At 57.5% G+C, this 22,940-nt stretch carries 21 protein-coding genes; 15 read left to right on the plus strand and 6 right to left on the minus strand.

Annotation, left to right across the window (positions count from 1 at the left end; translation table 11 throughout):
* The first annotated feature begins 103 nt into the window (after positions 1-103).
* A complete protein-coding gene (locus tag ACJ5NV_RS19390) occupies positions 104-640 on the plus strand; it encodes a hypothetical protein (RefSeq protein WP_411646403.1) in 537 nt (178 codons plus the stop codon).
* A 161-nt stretch (positions 641-801) separates the two neighbouring features.
* Here ACJ5NV_RS19390 and clpA read toward each other — a convergent pair whose 3' ends face one another.
* Complete coding sequence (gene clpA / locus ACJ5NV_RS19395) at positions 802-3,129, minus strand: ATP-dependent Clp protease ATP-binding subunit ClpA (RefSeq protein ID WP_411646405.1); 2,328 nt, start codon at positions 3,127-3,129, stop codon at positions 802-804.
* Between the two features lie 177 nt (positions 3,130-3,306).
* Positions 3,307-4,083, minus strand: a complete 777-nt coding sequence (gloB, locus tag ACJ5NV_RS19400; protein ID WP_411646407.1) for a hydroxyacylglutathione hydrolase — start codon at positions 4,081-4,083, stop codon at positions 3,307-3,309.
* Positions 4,084-4,147: 64 nt separating this feature from the next.
* Here gloB and ACJ5NV_RS19405 point away from each other — a divergent pair, with 64 nt between their 5' ends.
* Positions 4,148-4,909, plus strand: coding sequence for a class I SAM-dependent methyltransferase (locus ACJ5NV_RS19405; RefSeq protein ID WP_411646409.1), 762 nt, complete (start codon positions 4,148-4,150; stop codon positions 4,907-4,909).
* 15 nt (positions 4,910-4,924) lie between these two features.
* Here the strand turns inward: ACJ5NV_RS19405 and ACJ5NV_RS19410 are convergent, their stop codons facing one another.
* The gene (locus ACJ5NV_RS19410) at positions 4,925-5,410 is read right to left on the minus strand and encodes a CAP domain-containing protein (RefSeq protein ID WP_411646434.1); all 486 of its coding nucleotides are present in this window, start codon (positions 5,408-5,410) and stop codon (positions 4,925-4,927) included.
* Positions 5,411-5,564: 154 nt separating this feature from the next.
* Entirely contained in the window at positions 5,565-6,071 is a 507-nt protein-coding gene (locus ACJ5NV_RS19415) for a CAP domain-containing protein (protein ID WP_411646410.1), read from the minus strand.
* Positions 6,072-6,280: 209 nt separating this feature from the next.
* On the opposite strand from ACJ5NV_RS19415, the gene ACJ5NV_RS19420 reads away from it, so the two are divergent.
* The 4 genes from ACJ5NV_RS19420 (at position 6,281) to panC (ending at position 10,947) form a co-directional block, all read left to right on the plus strand.
* Entirely contained in the window at positions 6,281-7,636 is a 1,356-nt protein-coding gene (locus ACJ5NV_RS19420; protein ID WP_411646412.1) for a tetratricopeptide repeat protein, read from the plus strand.
* Between the two features lie 44 nt (positions 7,637-7,680).
* The gene (locus ACJ5NV_RS19425; RefSeq protein WP_411646413.1) at positions 7,681-8,790 is read left to right on the plus strand and encodes a THUMP domain-containing class I SAM-dependent RNA methyltransferase; all 1,110 of its coding nucleotides are present in this window, start codon (positions 7,681-7,683) and stop codon (positions 8,788-8,790) included.
* A gap of 493 nt (positions 8,791-9,283) precedes the next feature.
* Positions 9,284-10,108 carry a 3-methyl-2-oxobutanoate hydroxymethyltransferase gene (gene panB / locus ACJ5NV_RS19430; protein WP_411646414.1) on the plus strand — a complete coding sequence of 275 codons (825 nt, stop codon included), beginning with the start codon at positions 9,284-9,286 and terminating at the stop codon, positions 10,106-10,108.
* Positions 10,105-10,947: a pantoate--beta-alanine ligase gene (panC, locus tag ACJ5NV_RS19435; RefSeq protein WP_411646416.1), complete on the plus strand. Its 843-nt coding sequence runs from the start codon at positions 10,105-10,107 to the stop codon at positions 10,945-10,947. Before panB ends, panC begins: the two co-directional genes overlap by 4 nt.
* Positions 10,948-10,960: 13 nt before the next feature.
* Here the strand turns inward: panC and ACJ5NV_RS19440 are convergent, their stop codons facing one another.
* A complete protein-coding gene (locus ACJ5NV_RS19440; protein ID WP_411646418.1) occupies positions 10,961-12,247 on the minus strand; it encodes an acetylornithine deacetylase/succinyl-diaminopimelate desuccinylase family protein in 1,287 nt (428 codons plus the stop codon).
* A 137-nt stretch (positions 12,248-12,384) separates the two neighbouring features.
* On the opposite strand from ACJ5NV_RS19440, the gene ACJ5NV_RS19445 reads away from it, so the two are divergent.
* From ACJ5NV_RS19445 to ACJ5NV_RS19475, 7 genes are all read left to right on the plus strand, one after another.
* Positions 12,385-13,320 (plus strand): glycosyltransferase family 2 protein, encoded by a 936-nt coding sequence (locus tag ACJ5NV_RS19445; protein WP_411646419.1) that lies wholly within the window; start codon positions 12,385-12,387, stop codon positions 13,318-13,320.
* Positions 13,321-13,323: 3 nt separating this feature from the next.
* A complete protein-coding gene (locus ACJ5NV_RS19450) occupies positions 13,324-13,734 on the plus strand; it encodes a GtrA family protein (protein WP_411646421.1) in 411 nt (136 codons plus the stop codon).
* A gap of 144 nt (positions 13,735-13,878) precedes the next feature.
* On the plus strand, positions 13,879-15,681 hold the full coding sequence (locus tag ACJ5NV_RS19455; protein ID WP_411646423.1) for a hypothetical protein: 1,803 nt from the start codon (positions 13,879-13,881) through the stop codon (positions 15,679-15,681).
* Between the two features lie 100 nt (positions 15,682-15,781).
* Positions 15,782-16,390: a CDP-alcohol phosphatidyltransferase family protein gene (locus ACJ5NV_RS19460; protein WP_411646424.1), complete on the plus strand. Its 609-nt coding sequence runs from the start codon at positions 15,782-15,784 to the stop codon at positions 16,388-16,390.
* A gap of 12 nt (positions 16,391-16,402) precedes the next feature.
* Positions 16,403-17,602 carry an ABC transporter substrate-binding protein gene (locus ACJ5NV_RS19465; protein WP_411646426.1) on the plus strand — a complete coding sequence of 400 codons (1,200 nt, stop codon included), beginning with the start codon at positions 16,403-16,405 and terminating at the stop codon, positions 17,600-17,602.
* A gap of 98 nt (positions 17,603-17,700) precedes the next feature.
* Positions 17,701-19,392 (plus strand): ABC transporter permease, encoded by a 1,692-nt coding sequence (locus tag ACJ5NV_RS19470; protein ID WP_411646436.1) that lies wholly within the window; start codon positions 17,701-17,703, stop codon positions 19,390-19,392.
* Positions 19,385-20,038, plus strand: a complete 654-nt coding sequence (locus ACJ5NV_RS19475; RefSeq protein ID WP_411646428.1) for an ATP-binding cassette domain-containing protein — start codon at positions 19,385-19,387, stop codon at positions 20,036-20,038. The genes ACJ5NV_RS19470 and ACJ5NV_RS19475 overlap by 8 nt, the downstream gene beginning before the upstream one ends.
* A gap of 325 nt (positions 20,039-20,363) precedes the next feature.
* On the opposite strand, the gene ACJ5NV_RS19480 is transcribed toward ACJ5NV_RS19475, so the two are convergent.
* Entirely contained in the window at positions 20,364-21,278 is a 915-nt protein-coding gene (locus ACJ5NV_RS19480) for a helix-turn-helix transcriptional regulator (protein ID WP_411646430.1), read from the minus strand.
* Here ACJ5NV_RS19480 and ACJ5NV_RS19485 point away from each other — a divergent pair.
* Both ACJ5NV_RS19485 and ACJ5NV_RS19490 read left to right on the plus strand, forming a co-directional pair.
* On the plus strand, positions 21,267-22,097 hold the full coding sequence (locus tag ACJ5NV_RS19485; RefSeq protein ID WP_411646431.1) for an alpha/beta fold hydrolase: 831 nt from the start codon (positions 21,267-21,269) through the stop codon (positions 22,095-22,097). The genes ACJ5NV_RS19480 and ACJ5NV_RS19485 overlap by 12 nt on opposite strands.
* Positions 22,098-22,175: 78 nt before the next feature.
* Positions 22,176-22,745, plus strand: coding sequence for a YdeI/OmpD-associated family protein (locus ACJ5NV_RS19490; protein ID WP_411646432.1), 570 nt, complete (start codon positions 22,176-22,178; stop codon positions 22,743-22,745).
* Positions 22,746-22,940 lie beyond the last annotated feature (195 nt).

Here is a 22,940-nt window from a genome sequence, read left to right on the forward strand (position 1 = left end):
TATTTTGAACCCTTTGGGAGTGAGTTTTAGTTGCGTAATGAAGCCTATAAAATTAGCTATATCATGTGGTTAGTTTTCAGCTTCCAAGTATCAGGATAACTCAATGCTTCAAGATTTCGTCCCCTCAATCTCGCTGTGTGTACTTCTTTGCAGTCAAGCAACAGCTGAATTGGCACCCTCTCCAATGGAAGCTGTTAAACAAGCTGAGCGTTTTACGTCTTCTCTGAGCTGCTATTACGATGACGACACGGCAGCGATGTATCAAACAGTGCCCGTGTCGACCGTGCTTCAAGCCGAACAGGGTGTATTTGATAGCGAGCCCTACAAAGAGGGACGATTTCTGATTTTGGTTGCGGCGGATTTGGGCTGCTTAGGTGGAACAGGAACAGTTTCCTATCTGCCAATCATGGTCGAGAAGGGAATGTCTTCGAGCGCCTACTATGTATTACCCGAATTATCGGCACCTGCGATCCAAATCGAAGGTGTCTATCCGCAGTTTATCCAATCACTGCGAGCATTAGACACTCAACAAATTGAGATAACATGGTTGGAGTATGCGGCGGATGATGCCAACTGCTGTCCTTCAATTACCAACACGGCTATTCTTCAACAGGATGCTGCTGGAAATTGGCGCCCCTGACGAAAGCGTTTCGGGGCAGTCGTCAAACAATCGGCACTACATTTCGCGACTAGTTAACTACAGCACAGAATTCATAAACTGAACACGATCATGATGTAAAAACGAAAAGAACCCGCCACTTTAACAATGAGGGGTTCTTTATTTTCCGTATCGGCAGATCTTTAGTCTGCCGTCAGCAGGGGCGGCTTGTCGCCACCGCCAGTGATTCTGCCCTGCTCTGGCGCTTGATATTTCAGCTCTAGCGCGCCGTTCTTGACACCGACCTTGACGATCCCACCCTTGACAAGTTTGCCGAACAACAGCTCTTCGGCCAGCGGCTTTTTGATGTTTTCCTGGATCACGCGGCCTAGCGGGCGCGCTCCCATTTTCTCATCATAGCCCTTGTCCGCAAGCCACTCTGCAGCAGTCGGGGTCAGTTCGATATGTACGTTCCGGTCAATCAATTGCGCCTCAAGCTGTAGCACGAATTTCTCGACCACTTGCATGATCACAGGTTTCGGCAGCGCGCCAAAGCTGATGATCGCATCCAGGCGGTTGCGGAATTCGGGCGTAAATGTCCGCTCAATGGCTGCCGTATCTTCGCCGGTCCGTGATTCACGACCAAAGCCCATAGCATTTTTCGACATTTCGGCGGCCCCGGCGTTCGAGGTCATGATGATGATCACATTGCGGAAATCAGTGGTCCGGCCATTATGGTCGGTCAGCTTCCCGTGATCCATCACCTGCAACAGGATGTTGTAGACATCCGGATGTGCCTTTTCCATCTCGTCCAGCAACAGCACACAATGTGGGTTCTGGTCGACGCCATCGGTCAGCATGCCGCCCTGATCGAAACCGACATAACCCGGAGGCGCACCAATCAACCGGCTGACCGCGTGTTTTTCCATGTATTCGGACATGTCGAAACGCAGCAGTTCTACACCCAAGGTGCTGGCCAATTGCTTGGCCACCTCAGTTTTACCCACACCGGTCGGACCCGCGAACAGGTAATTACCAATCGGCTTTTCAGGTTCACGTAGCCCAGCACGGGCCAGTTTGATCGCGGATGACAGCGCCTCAATGGCCGTATCTTGACCAAAGACAACGCGTTTCAGCGTTTTCTCCAGATCTTTCAGCACCTCGGCGTCGTCTTTCGACACGTTCTTTGGCGGAATGCGGGCAATCTTGGCGACCACATTCTCGATCTCTTTTGTGCCAATCGTCTTGCGCCGCTTTGATTCGGCCACCAGATGCTGCGCCGCACCGGCCTCGTCGATGACGTCGATCGCCTTGTCTGGCAGCTTACGATCATTGATGTAGCGTGCGGACAGTTCAACCGCCGTCTTGATCGCATCAGCTGTATACTTGATGTGGTGGTGCTCTTCAAAATACGGCTTCAGACCCTGCAGAATTTTGATCGAATCCGGCACAGAGGGTTCAGTCACATCAATTTTCTGGAACCGGCGGCTGAGCGCGCGGTCCTTTTCGAAATGCTGGCGGAATTCTTTGTAAGTCGTCGATCCCATGCAGCGCAGCTTACCGCCCTGCAACGCAGGTTTCAGCAGGTTGGACGCATCCATCGCACCGCCAGATGTAGCACCTGCGCCAATCACCGTATGAATCTCGTCGATGAACAGAACCGCATCGCGATGGTTTTCCATCTCGGTCATTACGGCCTTCAAGCGCTCCTCAAAATCGCCGCGATAGCGGGTCCCAGCCAGCAGCGCACCCATGTCGAGCGAGTAAATCGTGGCCTTGGACAAAACATCAGGCACCTCGCCATTCACGATCTTAAACGCCAGACCTTCGGCAATCGCAGTTTTACCCACGCCCGGATCACCCACCAGCAGCGGGTTATTCTTGCGGCGGCGGCAGAGCACCTGAATGCAGCGTTCCACCTCATGGGCGCGGCCAATCAGCGGATCCACATCGCCCTTTTCGGATTTGGCATTCAGATCAACGCAGTATTTGGCCAGCGCGCTTTCCTTTTCGTCGCCATCAGCCCCGACAGAAACGGTTTCACCCTCTTCGGTCGCGCCGGTGACAGGGCGCTGCTCACCAAAAGCAGGGTCCTTGGCCACGCCATGAGCGATGAAATTCACCGCATCATAGCGGGTCATATCCTGTTCTTGCAGGAAATAAGCGGCATTGCTTTCACGTTCTGCAAAGATCGCAACCAGCACATTGGCGCCGGTCACCTCATTGCGGCCGGAAGATTGCACATGGATTGCAGCGCGCTGAATCACCCGCTGGAATGCGGCAGTCGGCACAGCCTCGGACCCTTCCACATCGGTGATCAGGGTCGACAGATCATCCTCTATGAAATCTTCCAGATCCTTGCGCAATTCGTCCAGACTGACCGAACAGGCACGCATCACGCGGGCCGCATCGGGTTCATCAATCAGCGCCAGCAGCAGATGCTCCAGCGTGGCAAGCTCATGCTTCTTGGCATTGGCAAGGGCCAGGGCCCCGTGAATGGACTGCTCAAGTGTTGTCGAAAATGATGGCACGGCAAGTGCTCCTTCACATCGGGGTCGGCATATAACGCACACGCCAACCGTGGCCTCTTATCCTTAACGTTTGGTTTTAGCCGGGAACGTTCAAGGACTTTTTTGCAATTCTACTTCACAATCTATGTGAAGATCAGAATTTCATCTTCTTTCTGTTACGATGCCGCAGCATCATGTTCAAAATTTGTCTTTGCGCGCCCTGATTTCGGCGAAAACATCCACATCGGCGGAATTCCCCATACCAAGGACTGCTTTGAACGCAGGGTCATCGGCGCGCAAAAACGGGTTCGTGCGCATTTCATCATCAAGTGCGGAAGGCACAGTGGGGCGTCCGGCAGCGCGCGCAGCCTTGATGCCCTCGTAACGAGAGATAAGGTCAGAATTCTCCGGATCAAGGGACAGGGCGAAACGGGCGTTGGCCTCGGTATATTCATGGCCCGAACAGACGATGGTATCAGCGGGCAGGTTGCGCAGCTTTTGCAGGCTTTCCCACATCTGCGCTGGCGAGCCTTCGAACAAGCGGCCGCAGCCCAGCGCCATCAGACTGTCGGCTGTAAAAACCAGTTCTGATTCGGGCATGTGAAACGCGATATGGCCGACCGTATGGCCAGAGACGTCCAGCACATAGGTGTCCACCCCGCAGACCGTAATCGTATCGCCATCCGCCACCTGCACATCCAGATCAGGCAGCCGATGCGCATCACGGGCCGCACCGATCACCCGTGCGCCGTCACGCAGGGCGGCAACACCGTCAATATGGTCAGGATGGTGATGGGTGATCAGAATATCGGTCAGTGTCCACCCCTTAACGCGCAGCGCATCCTGGATCGGCTTCGCCTCTGGCGCGTCGATCAGCGCTGTCTCATCGGTCGCGCGGTTATGAACGAGAAACGCGTAATTGTCCGACAGGCACGGCACGACCACCAGATCAATGGGCGCAAAATCGTTTGGCATGGCAAAACTGCTTTCTCTTGATATGCTTTGACCCATAGCTTTGCCTAAGGAGCGCCAAACCGCAATGCATCTGGACGTGCTTGACCTGCGAAATTTTTACTACCGCAGCGCATTGGGGCGGGCGGCGCAAAAGGTGATCCGGCAGGAACTGGTGACCCTCTGGCCAGAGGCAAAAGGACAAATGGTCGTCGGCTTCGGCTTCGCCGCCCCGCTGCTGCGCCCCTACCTGAAAGAGGCGCGGCGGGTCCTCACCCTGATGCCCGGCCCGCAAGGGGTGATGCCCTGGCCACCCGAAGGCAAGAATGTCAGCGTGCTGTGCGAAGACACGCTCTGGCCGATTGAAACCGGGCATGTGGACAAACTTGTCATGCTGCATGGGTTGGAAACCACCGAACAACCCTCTGCCCTGCTGGACGAGGCATGGCGGGTGCTTGGCCCCGGCGGGCGGGCGGTCTTCATCGTGCCAAACCGGGCCGGGCTTTGGTCGCGCTCGGATGCGACACCGTTTGGCTACGGACGGCCCTATTCGCTCCGACAGCTGGAAATCCAGCTCCGGCGGCATCAATTCTTCCCCGAACAAGCGGTCTCCGCGCTCTACCAGCCGCCCTCGGCCAACCGGGTCTGGCGGAAATCGGCAGGGATGCTGGAAAAAATCGGGCACAAACTACCCTTCGCGGCAGGGGGCATCGTGATCGTCGAAGCCAGCAAACAAACCGCCGCCCCCACGCGGCCCGGACTGGGCGAAGCCGTCAAACGGCCCCTGCGGGCGCTGGAAGAGATTGCAAAACCAATCCCCACGCCTGAAACCGCAAGGGTGCAGCCTTAAGCCAGCGCGAACCTGCTACCGTTCCGCAGCCAGCACCAGCACCCAATAGGTATTCCCGCCTGACCCAGCCTTCGCCAACCCGAAATCCTCATAGCTCGGGTTTTCGTTATTGCGGCGATGACCCTCTGAATTTTGCCATGCTTGCAAGACTGCCGCCTCACTTTGCTGGCCCTTGGCGATATTTTCGCCGAGGGCGCGCCAGTTATAATCCTGCGCGCGAACGCGGTCACTCACACTTGAACCATTGAGACCCGTGTGGCTGAAATAATTATTTTCCAGCATATCATTGGCGTGCAGCTGCGCGGCCCGGTGTAGGCGAACGTCATATGCGACCGGGTTTGCGCCGACATTCGCACGCACGCCGTTCAAGCCAGCCTCAAACGACGGGTCGACCGAAACAAGGGCGACACTACCGGGATTGCTCTCGCCGATACCACCGGGAGCACCATCACCGCCGCCCATGCAGGCGGATAGCAGGGCCACTGCTGTGAAAGAGAACACTTTTTTCAAGACGATCCTCACAAGTTTTGATTATAGAATGACGCATGAACCAAGGTGCGTGCATATAGTGATTGAGCTCGGACATGTGCAGGACGTGTCGATGGCCGTTGGTCCGCCATCGACAGGCACACGGTGCAAAGCTCGCGCAAGCAGATCAGTTCGGGTTGGTCAGCAAAAGCACCCAGCGCTGATCATTACCAGACCCGGCCTTGGCGATCCCGAACTCAACATAGTCCTCGAAGGTCAATTCATCTGACCCACCACCACCAGAACCTGCTGGGCTGCCATTGGCTTCCCACTCGGACAGCACGCCTGCCAAACTATAATTGCCTTGCGCGACCATCTGACCGATATCCTGCCAGCCATAGCCAAGCGAATTCAGTGTGTCGCCCATGTCGCGCTCGGTGCCTGCCAGAAAAATGCTTAGTTCATTGTTGACCAGCATATCATTGGCATGAATTTGCGCCGCCTGCCCTACTCTTTCATCGTAGAATAGCTCGCTCTCGCCCGCATCCATGCGCACACCGTTCAGCAGCGGGTTAAACTCAGCATTCATGCTGGCGCTTGGGCCGCTTGGGGTCAGATCAACTGAGGTTCCGTCACCGCCGCCCATACAGGCCGGAAGGATGAGAAGTGAAAGAATCGTTAGGTGCTTTTTCATGTGTAACTCTCCAGGCCCCCGCCCCTTAGCGCTAGTCGGATCGCGCTGATGGGTTAAGCAAAAAGCCATCGCACGCGCTTGCTGGCGGGAAGCTGCCGAAATGCGGATCAGCGCTGTGCAAGCATCCGCCGCTTCTAACTAAGCGCTTGCCACAATTGCATTAATCTCTATCGCTCTAAGCGCGGGGGCGCAGACGAGTGACAGATACTATGGGCAGATTCCCCGGGCTTTGGTGCAGTGTAGCGTTGATGATTTTCATCGGCACCGCCAGCATCGCCGACGACGCAGCCAGCGCGCTACGGGCACAGGCCGAACAGGCGCTGACCAGCGGCGATGCGGCAGCAGCAGAAACCATCGCGCAGCAGCTTTTGACGACACATCCTGACAGCTACGCCGGGCGCTTTCTGCTTGCGCTAGCGTTATCAGATCAGGGTGATAACAACGGGGCAGCCCGCGCGGCCGCAAGGGCCTATCGGGTGGCACCGACAAAGGCGGACAAGCTGATCAGCGCACGGCTCGCTGGCAACGCACATCTCAAGGCAGAACATTTCGCCCGATCCGAAATCTGGCTGCGGCGCGCCGCCAATCACATCGAAACCGAAGAAGAAGCAAAGCGCGTGGTGCTGGAATTTCACCGCGCGCAACAGGCCAACCCGCTAACGCTGCGATTTGGCGGCTGGGTCACCCCAACCAACAACATCAACGGCGGGGCAGAAAACGCCAACTTCACCTACGAAGGGATACCATGGGACTTCACCCTGCCGGGGTACCGGCGCGCCTTGTCGGGAACCGAATTCGGCGCTGAATCTCAGCTGGGCTACCGGCTGTATGAAACGGACGCGCACCGCACCTCTTTCAACGGATACTTTTTCGGACGCAGCTATCGGTTTTCGGAAGAGGCGCAAGAGCTGGCACCCGAATTCTCTGGGGATGACTTTTCCACCGTGATCGTTGATCTGTCGCTCAGGCACGATCGGCATCTCTTTGATCAGCTTGGGCCGACCAGCGGAGAATACCACCTTGGCAGGGTGTGGTCCGGCGGCGAGCTGTTCTGGGAATACCGGACGCTCGCCCTGCAGCAGGTGTTCCCGCTGTCCGAAGGGGACAGGCTGACATTGCGGGCAGAACGGCGCGATCAAATCTCGCCAAAGGTATTGGTGCCCGAAATCCATTTCGAAAGCTACAGCGCAACCATCAACACGACGCTGCCCAATGATGACGGCCTGCAATTTGGCCTGAACTATGACTACAGCGATGGCGGCTTCGAAAGAGTATATGAGGAATACCGGGGCAACGTAAATTATGCGCCCGACGGGACGCTTTGGAACATGGGTGGCGTCTTCACAATGGAATACGGCTATCGCAGCTATGATGAATATAGCACCACACTGGACGGGCGGCGCGACAGGTTCGGCTCTCTGGGGGCGACGATCGTGTTCAAGGATATCTCCTACTGGGGTTTCTCACCCAGTATTTCGGTCAAAGGCAGGCGCACCGTATCCAGCGCCGAAGAAAACACCTCCAATGTGGTCGAAGGGCGATTCAGTCTGAAATCCACCTTCTGAACCAGCGCTTGCGCGCCGCCCCCGAAACCCCCTATGCACGCGGCATGAGCGCACCGTTAGAGATATTCATGACCGCCACGCCCGGGCTGGAACAGGCCCTGCTGGCCGAAGCGCTGGAAAACGGCTTTGCCGACGCGCAGGCCACGCCGGGCGGGATCACCGTCACAGGCACATGGTCGGATGTCTGGCGCGCCAATCTGGTCATGCGCGGGGCGACACGGGTGCTCGTGCGGCTTGGCAGCTTCATGGCGTTCCACCTTGCGCAGCTGGACAAGCGGGCGCGTAAATTCCCTTGGGCCGACACGCTGCGACCCGATATCCCTCTTCGGGTTGAGGTCAGCACCAACCGCAAATCCAAGATCTACCATGCAGGCGCCGCGACCCAGCGGATCGAAACGGCGCTCATCGCGCAGGGCTACCAGATTACCGAGGACGCCGCACTGGTGATCAAGGCCCGGATCGACGACAACCGGGTGACCATCAGCATCGACAGCTCTGGCGAAAGCCTGCACAAACGCGGACATAAAGAGGCGGTGGGCAAGGCCCCGATGCGCGAAACGCTCGCCAGCCTTTTCCTGCGCGAATGCGGCTACACTGGCACGGAACCCGTAATGGACCCGATGTGCGGCTCTGGCACCTTTGTGATCGAAGCGGCCGAGATCGCCGCCGGTCTGCACCCCGGACGCAGCCGCAATTTCGCCTTTATGGAATTGGCAAGCTTTGATGCAACAGCCTGGCAAGACCTGCATAAGACGGGTGATATCAGCCAGCCGACCCCCCCGCGATTTTACGGCTCTGACCGGGATGCCGGGGCGATCCGTATGGCCACGGCCAATGCAGATCGGGCCGGTCTCGGCGATGCGATTAGCTTTCAAAACAGCAACGCCAGTGACATCCAGCGCCCCGATGGCCCGCCCGGTCTGGTGATCTGCAACCCGCCCTATGGCGCACGGATCGGCAATCAAAAGCTGCTCTACAGCGTCTACGCCGGATTGGGTGCCGCGCTGAAAGACCGTTTCGCTGGCTGGCGGGTGGGCATCATCACCAATGACGCCGGATTGGCCAAGGCCAGTGGGCTGCCCTTCAAGCCCAAAGGGGCACCAATCCCCCATGGCGGGCTGAAGGTATGGCTGTTCCAAACAGACGCGCTATAGCGACCCCGGTCGGTTCAGAGGTCCCGGATCAAGTCCGGGACGACGTTGCGCGATGACACAACCTCCGCTTTGGATGCTGGTGCGGGCGCAGGCTCAAGACCCTCAACAGCTTCACTCCCTACGCATACATATGCAAAACCTGAACTTCAGAGCCAGACATTGTTACCGTACAGCGCATCATACCTCGCTTCGTGACATGCATCTCAAAATCATCTGGTGTGCAAAACTTGGTTAACACCCGTTAACCGTGCCCCCCGTTCGATGCATTAATCACGCCCACCACCGGTGAAAGTCCGATGATATTCCGACGTATTTCCGACCCGATCTCGACCGTCCATTCCCCCATAAAATAGGGCATTAACCTTCGATTCGCCTGAACGCAGACAGACCACCGCACGGCGGGGGTCGCGCAACGCCCCGCTGACGCATCGTTCCGGTTGGCAAATGCATGATCCGGCTGCTATCTGAGCCGCAGCCAAAAAGGGGACCGATCATGAGTGCCACCGCCAAAAAACGCGCCCTGTTGCCGGACGATATCCGCGCCGCCAAGGGGGGCACACCGCTCGTCAGCCTGACCGCCTATACCACTCCCATGGCGCAGATGATGGATGCGCATTGCGATTTTGTGCTGGTGGGCGACAGCGTTGGTATGGTCCTGCACGGGCTGCCCTCAACGCTTGGCGTGACGATGGAGATGATGATCCTGCATGGGCAGGCGGTGGCGCGGGGGCTGTCCTCTGCGATGATGGTGATCGACATGCCATTTGGGTCTTATGAGGAAAGCCCGCAACAGGCGTTCCGCAACGCCGCGCGGCTGATGGCAGAGACGGGTGCCGGGGCTGTCAAGCTCGAAGGTGGTACGCAAATGGCTGAAACCATTGCATTTTTGACGGAACGCGGCATTCCTGTGATGGCGCATATCGGGCTGACCCCGCAGTCGATTAACACGCTTGGCGGCTACAAGGTGCAGGGGCGCGGTGCGGCGCGCGATGCGGCATTGGCCGACGCGGATGCCGTGGCCAATGCTGGCGCTTTCGCGGTGGTGCTGGAAAAAATCCCCGCCAGTCTCGCCGATGACATCACCGCCCGCTTGGCCATCCCCACAATCGGGATCGGGGCCAGTGCAGGCTGCGACGGGCAAATCCTTGTGGTCGATGACATGCTGGGGCTCTTCACCGCGTTCAAAGCGAAATTTGTCAAACGTTACGCACATTTGGGCGATGACGGCGAGGCAGCGATTGCCGCCTACGCAGCAGACGTGCGGGCGCGCCAATTCCCCGCAAGCGAACATATTTTCGGTGACGAGGCCCCTACGTGATCGCCCCGATAGAGCGCCGCCTGTCGGGACTGCGCGCGCAGACGGCAGCGTGGCGTAAAGCGGGCGAAAGCATCGGCGTCGTGCCCACGATGGGCGCGCTGCATCAGGGGCATCTGTCGCTCGCCCGCGCCGCGCGGGAGCGTTGCGACCGGGTGATTGTCACAATCTTTGTGAATCCCAAACAGTTCAACAACCCCGACGATCTGGACAGCTACCCCCGGACCGAAGGGGACGACGCGAAAAAGCTGGAAAGCATCGGCGTCGATCTGATCTATGTACCTGATCCGGAACAGATATATCCCAACGGCTTTGCCACCACGGTCAGCGTTTCAGGGCTGACCGATATGCTCTGCGGAGCCGACCGCGCCGGGCATTTTGACGGGGTAGCGACGGTTGTGACTAAACTCTTTTTGCAAACGCAGGCGGATTTCGCCTTTTTTGGCGAAAAGGATTATCAGCAATTGCAGGTGGTCCGCCAACTGGCCCGCGATCTGGATATCCCGATTGAGGTCATCGGCTGCCCGACCATTAGGGAAGAGGACGGGCTGGCGATGTCATCGCGTAATCTGCTGCTGTCGGATCGGTCGCGGATCAAAGCGCCGGTGCTGGCGGAGGTCATGGAAGACATGCGCGACCAGTTACAAAAAGGGGAGGGCATGCAGCAAATCACAGAACCGGCCAAGGCGCGGCTACTGGCCGCTGGATTCACGCAGGTAGACTATCTGGAACTGCGTGATGGGCAGAATTTATCTCTTTTGGATCAGTCCCTTCCGGGTGCGCGACTGTTCGCAGCAGCGTGGCTCGCTGGGGTCAGGTTGATCGATAATATTGCGGTATGAGCGGTGGGTGATTTCATTGTTCCTGCCCCCCAAGTATTGACGCCAACGCCCCCGCCATGACCGTGGCGCTGTCGATCATATCTTCTACGCCGACATATTCATCCGGCTTATGCGCCAGTTCTAAAATCCCCGGCCCATAAGCGATGCAGTTTTTCAGCTTGCCGATCCGATCGATATGTTTTTGGTCGTAGGTCCCGGGTGACGCCACGAATTCTGCTGGCTTCCCAAGCACTTCTGCAATTTGCGCCGCAACAACCTGCACCACGGGCGAATCCCGGTCAGTCATACTCGGCAGCACGACATTAATTTCGCGCAGGTCATAGTCAAACTTGTTGCGCCGTGTCTTCAGGTCTTCCAGCAGGGCGGTCACCTCGCCCCGCACATCGTCGATATTTTCTTCTGCCAGAAAACGGCGGTCGATCGTGATCCGGCAACTGTCGGGCACGCAATGAGCGGGCAGGCCGGTATAATCGGCGGGCTGTTCCGGTTGGCCGCCATGGATCGCATTGATGTTCATGGTGGAAGAGCGCGCGCCTTCGGGTACGACAGGCATATCGGTGGTGCGGGCCGCCATGGCGGGGTAGAGTTTGTCTTCGAACGCAGTCAGTACCGCGCCCATATGCCGTACCGCACAGTCGCCCAGAAACGGCATAGAGCCATGGGCGATCTCTCCGAATGTTTCAATCTCGGCCCACCAGCCGCCCCGGTGACCCAGGCACACGCGGTCTTTGTTCAACGGTTCGGGGATGATCACATGCTGCACGCGGGCGGGGTCAAAATAGCCCTTTTCGGCCAGATAGGCGACACCGCCGTACCCGCCAGATTCTTCATCTGCTGTGCCGGAAATTTCAATCGCGCCTGCGAAATCTGGATGCGTTGCGATAAATGCCTCTGCCGCGATAATCGACGCCGCCAGCCCGCCTTTCATGTCACAGGCGCCACGCCCGTAGATTTTGCCGTCAATCAGCGCGCCGCCAAACGGGTCCTGTGTCCAGCCGTTACCCACCGCGACCACGTCGATATGGCTATTGAAGTGCACGCAATCGCCCGTCTGGCCGCCGTCGCGCCGGGCGACGATGTTCCAGCGCGGATAGCGATCGCTGTCGCCGGGGGCACCATGGGCGCGGATCAGCTCTGTCTGGAAACCTGACCCACGCAGACGGTGGTCCAGATACGCGCAAATCTCGCGGTAGTTATCACCGGGTGGGTTCAGCGTCGGGATGCGGATAAGATCCTGGGTCAATGCAACCAGATCGTCGCGCCGGTCGGTGATGGCTTGCGTCAGTATGTCAGAGGTCATGGCGCAACTATTGGCCAAAAGCGCTGCGGCAGCAATGCAACCTTTAATCTGTTTTTGGGGCGTCTTTGCGTTTCGTCTATAAAAGCGGCTGCGCCCCAACTAAAACGTCAGGACGCGCAGCAAAGTATGGATCATTCGTGGCACCAACATCCGAAAAAATCGCCGTACTTATCCCGTGTTATAACGAGGAAAAGCCAATTGGCCTTGTGGTAACCGCGTTCAAAGAGGCGCTGCCGGGGGCCGCGATCTATGTTTATGACAATAATTCCAGCGATGAGACCGTTAGTGTCGCACGAGATGCTGGCGCGATTGTCCGCAGCGAACCGCAGCAAGGCAAAGGCAATGTGGTGCGCCGCATGTTTGCGGATGTCGATGCTGACATCTATGTGCTGGTTGATGGCGACAATACCTATGAGGCAGATGCGGTCCCCCGCATGATCGCCATGCTCAAAGAGCAGTCGCTCGATATGGTCAGCGGCTGCCGCATCACCGAAATTCAGGAAGCCTATCGTCCGGGCCACCGGTTCGGAAATGCCATGCTGACCGGGCTTGTGGCCACCATTTTTGGCCGCCGCACCAAGGACATGCTGACCGGCTACCGCGTCTTTTCGCGCCGCTTCGTCAAGAGCTTCCCGGCGCTTTCGCATGGGTTCGAGATCGAGACAGAACTGACAGTGCACGCGCTGGAGCTTCGGATGCCGATTGCCGATTGCGATACCGCTTATATCGACAGGTTGCCCGGCTCTGACAGCAAGCTGAACACGATCCGGGACGGTGTGCGTATTCTGCGCGTGATTGTCACGCTGGTAAAAGAAGAGCGACCACTGCATTTCTTTGGCGGTATTGGGCTTTTGTTTGCCTTTGTCGCGATGATCCTCGGCTATCCAGTGGTCGCCGAATTCATGATGACCGGGCTTGTCCCGCGCATCCCGACGGCGGTTCTGGCATCATCGCTAATGATTGTGGGCACCCTGTCTTTGATGGCAGGGTTTATTCTGGATACGGTCACGCGCGGCCGGCGCGAGATGAAGCGGCTGGCCTATCTGGGATACCGCGCACCCGGCGCTGACTGACCGATGTTGCCGCAACTTCTGCGTTTTGGTGTTGTGGGCGGTGTGGGGTTTATCGTCGACGCCGGGATGATTTGGCTGCTTTTAACGCAAGGGCTGAACCCCTTCGTTGCGCGCGCGCTGTCATTTCCAGCAGCCGTGCTGGTGACATGGGCATTGAACCGTAGCTGGACCTTTGCCACCGGGCGGACGCCCGGCCGGATCCGTGAATTGCGCAGCTATGTTGCCGTGCAACTGACCGGTGCCGCCGTAAACTATTCCGCCTATTCACTGGTTGTTGGCATCTTCGGGGCGGCCCCCATCGTGATCTTTGGCGGTGTTGTACTTGGTTCTTTTATTGGCCTTTTCGTCAACTTCTGGGGGGCGCGGCGGTTCGTTTTCATTGGAGAACCTCCAAAATCAAGCGGGCCGTTGTGACCTCTTGCGGCGAAATTGAGGTAAACCCATGTGGCTGCCCTGCAACGTCGGTGGGTCATGGGGTGACCACACATGCTATGACGTGTTTTGCACGCCCTGGCTGTGATATCGGCGCTTTGAAACACTCGTGACAGATTGACAGCTATGCAAGACAGATTTCAGCGTATTCACTATCACCCGAAACTGTTTGCTATAGTTCTGGGGCTTGCGATTGCGATCAGCCTTGCAATTGCAGCCCTTGCATTCCCGCATATGGTCGAAAGCTTTGCGAATGCCGACAATGACGACATTATGCGGCTTATGTCCGTGCGCCAGTGGTTAGCGGGCCAGAGCTGGTTCGACATGGTACAATACCGGATCGTACCGCCCGAGGGCATTTTTATACATTGGTCCCGCTATGTCGATGCGGGGATTGCGGCGATCCTCGTGCCGCTGTCGTTCATATTTGAAACGGAAACGGCCGAGATGCTGGCTGTGGTGATCTGGCCGACGCTGTTGAAAATCGCACTTGTCGTGCTGGTTGGCTTTGCAACCCGGCGCTTGTTCGATGCGCGGGTGGCCTGCATTGCTGTTATTTTCACAATGATCTGGGTGGTAACGTCGAGCTTTTATTTCCGTCCCGGTCGGATCGACCATCACAATGTGCAGATCCTGATGATGTTCGTGCTGACGTTCGCTGCACTGTGGCCATCGCGACCCATCGCTGGCGGCGTAGTGGCTGGTGTCGCGGCTGCATTTTCTATGGCTGTTGGCTTGGAAAGCCTGCCTTTTGTCATCGGTGTCAGCCTGCTTTTGGCGCTGCGGGCCATATTTGACTGGACTCACATCGCGCGTGCCAGATTCTTGGGTTTCTGCGCGGCTGTTTCGCTGGCCAGCGTTATTTTCTGGCTTGGTCAGACCGCGCCTGCTGACTGGCTGTTGATCCAATGTGATCGCCTCTCGCTGCCAGTCTTTGCGCTTCTGGGTATCGGCGTTGTGGCGGGCAGTTTGCCCTTGTTTGTCGTCAGGTCGCCGGTACTTCGCCTGTTTGGTACAGTCCTATTGGTGATTATCGGCTTTGTGCTGTGCTGGCCGGTGCTTGGCACATGCGCCGCCGGGCCGTATGCCTTGCTTTCACCTGAGTTGCAGGCCTACATTCATGGCAGCATTCAAGAAGCCCGCCCCATTCATGAAGTCGCACCAACCCAGCCGGGTGTCGTCAATGCGATGATGACCCCGTTGCTGAGCGGGACAGCATTTGCTCTGTATTTCTGGATGCGTGGCCGTGACGCGGCAGACCGTAATGCCACAACGCATGATATTCTCGGCCAGTGCCTGATCCTGGGCCTGATTGGTATTACAGCGTCCTTTTCGCAGCTGCGTTTGGTGCTGATGGCAGCACCCGTGCTGCCTGTTCTCGTGGGCTACGCGCTCAGCCGCTTTGTCATTGACTATGCAGAAACGCGAAATTCCACTTCGGCCCTTGGTTTTCTTGTGGCGCTGACGCTGATGATGACCCCGGTAGCATTCAATGCGCCGTTGGCTCAGGTCATGCCGGAAAGCGAAACAGCGCGCCGTGCGCAGGATGCCGATTGTCGCGCGGGCGAAGAGCTCACAAAGCTGAACGGTATTTCACCGGGTCGGGTGCTGTCTTCTATCAACTTGGGTGCTTCGCTGATCTGGCTGACACATCATGACGCTTATGCGGCTCCCTACCATCGTAGCCCGGCAGCTTTTTATAACGGGGGGCTTGGTTTCCAACTAGCTGAGGCCGCATTCAAGCAGCATGTCGCATCAATTGGTGCCACGCATGTGCTTGTCTGTGCTGGCACCTCCTACGGTGATAGCAGCTATCCCACAGCGCTTGCTACTGGCGATGCACAGAGCGATTGGCTCCGCCCTGTGCCAGTCGATAGCGAGGCCTTGATACTGTACGAGGTCCTGCCGGAAGAGCTGAGCGTGGACTAAGGGCCTGGGTTCACCTTCCACCGCCGCTCACATTCCTGTCAGCCTGATTGCGCGAACACATCGCTTGCGCCACAAGGTTGCGACACAGTGGAAATTGTTCATGCTTGACCGCCTTGCCCGCCAGTTGATCGACCCACCCTTGAACCAGCTCGGTCAGGAGCTGGCAGCGCGTGGGTTTTCGGCAAATGGGGTGACCTTGATTGGGGGCGCGCTGGGGCTGTTTGCAGCGCTGCTGATTGCGCTGGGTCTGCCGGGGCTTGCATTGTTGCCCCTGTTGGCCAGTCGCTTGGCAGACGGGCTGGACGGGGCTATCGCGCGGGCCACGCAAAAGACAGATTTCGGCGGATATCTGGATATCGCGATTGATTTCCTGTTTTACGGTGCGGTCCCGATGGCGTTCGTGCTACATGCGCCCGCCCAGAACGGCGCTGCCGGGGCATTCCTACTGGCATCCTTTTACTTCAATGGCACCAGTTTTTTGGGATACGCCATTCTGGCCGAAAAACATGGGCATGAGACCACCGCGCAGGGGCAGAAATCGCTCTATTATTCCAACGGAATACTGGAGGGGACGGAAACCATCGTGTTCTTCGTGTTGCTGTGCCTGTTGCCGCAGTATTTCGCCCCTCTGGCTTGGGTGTTTGGTGGGCTTTGCTTTGCCACCGCCATCCTGCGAATCTATGCCGCCAAACAAATCTATAGCTCATAAAGGACCCTGTTCATGAAACATCTTGCCCTTCTGGCCGCACTTGCTGCGCCGCTTCCTGCTCTTGCCGATGCGGATCCCGCCAATTGGGATGCTGTCGTGGCCGAGGCGCAGGGCCAGACCGTTTATTGGAATGCATGGGGCGGGTCGACGACAACAAATGACTTTATTGCATGGGTCGGTGATCGGGTGGCCGCAGAGTATGGGGTGACGCTTGAGCATGTAAAGCTGACCGATACGGCGGATGCGGTGACCCGTGTTCTGTCCGAAAAGGAAGCGGGCGAGGATGATGACGGTGCCATTGACATGATTTGGATCAATGGCACAAATTTCGCGGCGATGAAGGCAGCTGGCCTGCTGTATGGTCCCTACGCCGAACAGCTGCCCAATTGGGCCTATGTCGATGTGGAAGGCAAGACCGTCCAGACCGATTTCACGCTACCGACCGAAGGGTATGAAAGCCCTTGGGCGATGGCGCAGGTTGTATTCATCCATGACACCGCCGATCTGGCCGAACCGCTGGGCGATATGCATGCTATTCTGGAATGGTCCACGGCCAACCCCGGTCGCTTTACCTATCCGCAGCCGCCGGATTTCCTTGGCACGACTTTTTTGAAGCAGGCGCTGGTTGATCTGCTCGACGATCCGTCGGTGCTGCAAGCCGCTGCCACCGATGATACTTATGCCGAAGTCACTGCCCCACTGTGGGCCTATCTGGATACGCTGACCCCGACACTTTGGCGGCAGGGGCGCGCCTATCCGGCCACGGGCCCGGCGCAGTTGCAATTGATCGCGGATGGTGAGGTTGATCTGGCGATTTCCTTCAGCCCCGGTGAGGCAACGGCAGCGATTGCAAATTATCAATTGCCAGACACGGTGCGTACCTTCGTGCTGGACGGTGGCACAATCGGCAACGCGTCCTTTGTGGCGATCCCTTACAACTCTGGCTCTAAGGCCGGCGCGATGATCGTCGCGAACTTCCTGATGTCGCCAGAGGCGCAACTTCGCGCGCAAAACCCAGAGATCCTCGGGTATGGCACTGTGCTGGATATGGATGCACTGTCAGCCGAAGATCGCGCGGGTTTTGATGCACTGGAACTGGGTATCGCGACTTTGTCGCCCGCAGAATTGGGCACCGTGCAAGATGAGCCGCACCCAAGCTGGATGACCCGCATTGCCGATGATTGGGCGACCCGCTACGGCGTGGTGCAGTAGAGTTTGACCGGTCTGGCACAGCGCAGTCCCGGGCTTGACCCGGGACCTCCACATCAGGGCAGAGGTCCCGGAGCGGGTCCGGGACTGCGTCGCGCGTGATGCGTCGTCACGCATTGCCGCTTTTGCCTGCCTTGACCTTGCTGGCCATGTTGGGACCGGTGGCCGCAGGGCTGTGGGGCACGTTTTTGCCTGCCTTCGGCCATCTGCCTGCTGCGGGTTTGACCGGCCCGTCACTTGACCCATTTCGCGATCTCTTTGCTTGGGCAGGTCTGCCGCGTGCGGTCTTGCTATCGATCACCACCGGGGTTGTCGCTACCGCCATATCGCTGGCGATTGTCATGCTGTTCACCGCCGGTTGGTCTGGCACCCGCTCTTTCCGGGTAATCGAGCGGCTTTTGTCCCCGCTTTTGTCTGTTCCGCATGCCGCAGCAGCATTCGGAATCGCCTTTATCATTGCGCCATCCGGTTGGGTCTCGCGGATAGTCTCGCCGGCGCTGACAGGCTGGGACCGCCCGCCTGATCTGCTGATTGTGCAGGATAGCTGGGGGCTGACCATGACCCTTGGGCTGATCGTAAAAGAGGTGCCTTTTCTGCTGTTGATGACGATTGCCGCGCTTGGGCAGTCAGATGCAGCGCGTAGCATGACTGTAGCGCAGGCGCTGGGCTATGGGCGGCTGACTGGCTGGATGATGACGGTATTCCCGCGTGTCTATGCCCAGATTCGCCCGCCGGTTTACGTTGTGTTGGCCTACGCCATGTCCGTCGTGGATGTGGCGATCATTCTGGGGCCGACCACGCCGCCGCCCTTGTCGGTTCAGATCGTGAAGCTGATGTCAGATCCCGATATCGCCATGCGGCTGGAGGCGGCGGCTGGGGCGTTGGTGCAGTTGGCGTTGGTGATCGGGGTGCTGGCGCTGTGGCGGTTGGGAGAGATCGGGATCGCTGCGCTCGGCCGCCGTTGCATCATGTCCGGGCGGCGTGGGCGCGCGAATGAGGTCTTCGCGGGTGCGGCACTTAGCGCGGCTGCGGTTTCGGCTCTCGCAGTTCTACTGGGGCTTATGGTGTTGATAATATGGTCATTTGCCGGTTTTTGGGGCTTTCCCAATGCGCTGCCTGACACGATCACATGGCGCAACTGGGACCGGCACGGGCCGGGCACACTGGCGGCGCTGGGCGAGACGGCGTTGATCGCGATGACGGCGACCTTTGTCGCCCTGATCCTGACGATTGGCAGTCTGGAGGCCGAGTATCGCCATGGGTTGCGCATGGGGAACCGGGCTGTCTGGCTGCTTTATTTGCCATTGCTGATCCCGCAGACAGCCTTTCTGCCGGGGTTGCAGACGCTAATGCTGAACCTTGGGGCGGAGAGTGGCCGTTTGCCGGTGATTTTGGCCCATCTCGTCTTTGTGCTGCCTTATGTTTTCCTATCGCTGGCCGACCCGTTCCGTGCCTGGGATACCCGCATGAGCACGATTGCGGCGGCCTTGGGTGCAAGCCCCGATGGGGTGCTCTGGCGCGTTCGTCTGCCGATGTTGCTGCGCCCTATTCTGACTGCGCTGGCCGTGGGGCTGGCGGTGTCAGTGGGGCAATATCTGCCAACGCTGTTGATCGGCGGCGGGCGGGTCGTGACTCTGACGACAGAGGCCGTGGCACTGGCCGCCGGGGGCGACAGGCGGGCGATTGGGGTCTATGCGATAATGCAAACCGGCGCGGCGTTGCTGCCTTTTGCATTGGCGCTGCTGATCCCAGCGCTGGTCTGGCGAGATAGAAGAGGGCTGCGGCATGGATAAGGGTCTGGACCTGCGCAACGTTGTGATAAGCAACGGGGATCACAGGCTTTTGTCGGTGAACCATCTGATCGCGCCGGGTGACGTGCTGACAATCATGGGCCCGTCTGGTGTTGGGAAATCGACACTTCTTGCCTTTATCACGGGGACGCTTTCGTCGGATTTCAGCGCCTCCGGTTCGGTTTGGCTGAACGGGCAGGACATCACCGCTGCGCCGCCGCATAGACGCCGGGTGGGCATTTTGTTTCAGGATGATCTGCTGTTTCCGCATCTGTCGGTCGGGGCGAATCTGGCCTTTGGCCTGCGCCCCGGCGGGGCGGCAACGGAGCGCCGCGCCCGGATAGACGCGGTGCTGGAAGAGGTCGGGATGGCGGGCTTCGCGGACCGGGATCCAGCGACCTTGTCCGGTGGACAAAAGGCGCGGGTGGCGCTGATGCGGATGCTGCTGTCAGAGCCTTGCGCTTTGCTGTTGGACGAGCCGTTTTCACGACTGGATGCCACCCTGCGTGCGCAAGTCCGCGAGATGGTGTTTGACCGGGCGCGGTTGCGCGCTTTGCCGGTGCTGATGGTGACCCATGACGCGGATGACGCGCGGGCAGCGGGCGGTGAAATCGTGACGTTGGAACATGGGCCGGGCGGTGTTGCCTGACACCCACCGTGCGGTGGTTTGTCTGGGTTCAGGCGAATCGAAGGTTAATACCCTGTTTTATAGGGAAATGGACGGTCGAGATCGGGTCGGAAAAGCGTCGGACTATCATCGGACTGTCACCGATGGTGCGCGTGATTAATGCATCGGATGGGGAGCACGGTTAACGAGCGTTAACCAAGATTTGCACATCAGATGATTTTGAGATGCATGTCACGAACTGAGGTATGATGCGCTGGACGGTAGAAAATGTCTGCTTGGAGCCCAAAGTACCGCATGCTGCACAACGCTTGAATGTCTGGTTCTAGCGCTCCGAAGGCAGGGAATGTTAGGCGTATCGGACCTTTTTCACACCTTCTTCGAACGCCACGTGACGGCGGGTGAATTTCTGGTCAGGCAGGCATTCAGGCGCGGTGATCCGGTCCATTCTAAAATGTCGGAACCCATTTCGATCCGGATCCCAACCGACCAAGTACCAAAGCGGCGGTAGGATGAGCAAAGCTTGTGGTTCGACCTGTCTGTCGGTATCATTGCCATTTGCGTCGCGATAATGAAACCGCAAAAGGTGTTGCTTCAAAAAGGCCGCTTCAAAAGCGACAAGAAGCGATCCGTCAACGGTGCTAATATTCGTCGTATCAACCTGAGGGGCGAGCGGCCCAATCCAGAGGCATTCCATGAACCGGCGCAGGTCTCGGACCTTGTCGGACGGAAGGGACTTTTCGATCTTCGCAAGGCCCGCATCTGCGAGATCAAAGAACGGAAGATTGGCTGCAGCGCGCATGCTAGCGACGCTAATAACGAGCGCGAAGATTTCAGGCACCGTCAGCCGCGCGGTGGTCTGGACGGACTGTGGATCCAGATAGAGTCCTCCGCCACGCCCCGGTTCGGAGTGAATGACGAAGCCTTGATCGCGCAGGGCGGAGATGTCGCGCAAGATTGTGCTGCGCGATGCACCAACAGATTGGGCGATGTCCTCAATCGTTGAAGAACCCTCTCGGCGAAGAAGGCGAATAATAGCGTCTTGGCGATCACGAATATTCATAGGGCAGAGCATACCATAAAAGGTGTCACGTTTTGAAACCATTATGTGGCAAGCGGTGCGGACGAAACTCAACTTGGAATATTTTACATGACAAACTCCTCTAATTTTCTCGCAGCGCAGGCCATTCCCGTAAACGGGATCACCCTTGAGGTCTTTGAAGCTGGGGCTGAGAATGCGGGCAATCCAATCGTGCTTTGTCATGGTTGGCCCGAGCACGCCTATTCGTGGCGCCACCAGATTCCGGCCCTTGTTGACGCGGGGTATCACGTCATCGTCCCGAACCAACGGGGGTTTGGGAACTCATCACGTCCGGAGGCAGTCACGGCCTATGATATCACTTGCCTTACCGGTGACCTTGTCGGTTTGCTTGATCACTACGGGTATGACGATGCGATTTTCGTTGGCCACGACTGGGGCGCGAACAATGTCTGGAGCCTTGCTCTACTGCACCCAAGCCGCGTGAAAAAAATCATCAATTTGGCGCTCCCCTATCAGGCCCGCACAGATGTTCCATGGATCGAGTTCATGGAAACGGTATTTGGCAGCGACAACTATTTTGTCCATTTCAATCGGCAGCCCGGTGTCGCGGATGCGATCCTTGATCAAAACGCAGAGCAATTTCTGCGAAACCTGTTCCGCAAGAACCTACCGCCTGTGCCACCAGCCCCAGGCATGATGATGATCAACCTTGCCGAAGCAGAAACTCCGCTCGGTGATCCGATTATGTCCGATGAGGCGCTGGCAGTCTTTGTCAATTCCTTTGAGAATTCTGGGTTTGCCGGTGGGATCAACTGGTATCGCAATCTGGATCGCAACTGGACAATCCTTGCGGATGTCGACCCAATCGTGAAGGCGCCTGCGTTGATGATCTATGGCGATCACGACATGATCCCGAAATCCGAAACCCTTTCAGATTTCGTTCCCAATATTGAAGTCGAAAGCCTTCACTGCGGGCATTGGGTTCAGCAGGAAATGCCGGAAGAAACAACCGCTCTTATCCTGAACTGGCTGTCCAAATAGCCGATAATGGCGGGCGGCCTCTTGTTTCTTTTGAGAGGCAGCCTAAAAACCCTGTCGCAAGGCTTCAGAAAGACCCCAATGGACAACGTCGAATTCTTTGTGGATCAAAACGCCTTTGTTGACTGGTTTGAAAGCACCCCCAAAGCGACAGAGCTTTGGGTTGGTTACTACAAGAAAAGCAGCGGCAAGCAGGGGATCTCATGGTCTGAATCTGTTGATGTTGCGCTCTGCTATGGGTGGATTGATGGCATTCGAAAATCGATTGATGAAGATCGCTATCGCATTCGCTTTACCCCCAGAAAACCAGACAGCGTTTGGAGCATGGTCAATGTTGAAAAGGCACATGAGCTGATCAAAGAGGGGCGGATGAAGCCCGAAGGGCGCGCCCTGTTTGAACGCCGAAAAGACAAAACAGGTTATTCGGCTGCAGACAGAAATATACCGCTCTCCCAATCCTATTTGGAGAAACTCCAAGCAAACGACGATGCATGGGCGTTTTTCGAAGCTCTGGCGCCCTCATATAAGCGCGAGTCCATCTGGTGGGTCATGAGCGCCAAACGGGAAGAGACACGCAGGAACCGATTGGAAACTTTGATTTCCTCGTCTGCGCAAGGTTTGAAAATCCCTCAACTTAGAAAGAAGAAGTGAAGGGTATTGCGCTCTCCGATCATCCTACTTCATCAACCCCCCAAAAAACCTGCTCTGCTCATTTCTGACATAGTGAACGCCCAAAGCTGACCTTCGGTTTCGGAACTCGAAAGACAGCTTCGTCCGGTGATTTCAACGGATCGCTGCAACACATGCGTTGAACCGTTCTGCTGGTGTTTCGTATCCCAGCGTTTT

The organism is Loktanella agnita (assembly GCF_046640325.1).
GTDB lineage: Bacteria > Pseudomonadota > Alphaproteobacteria > Rhodobacterales > Rhodobacteraceae > Yoonia > Yoonia agnita.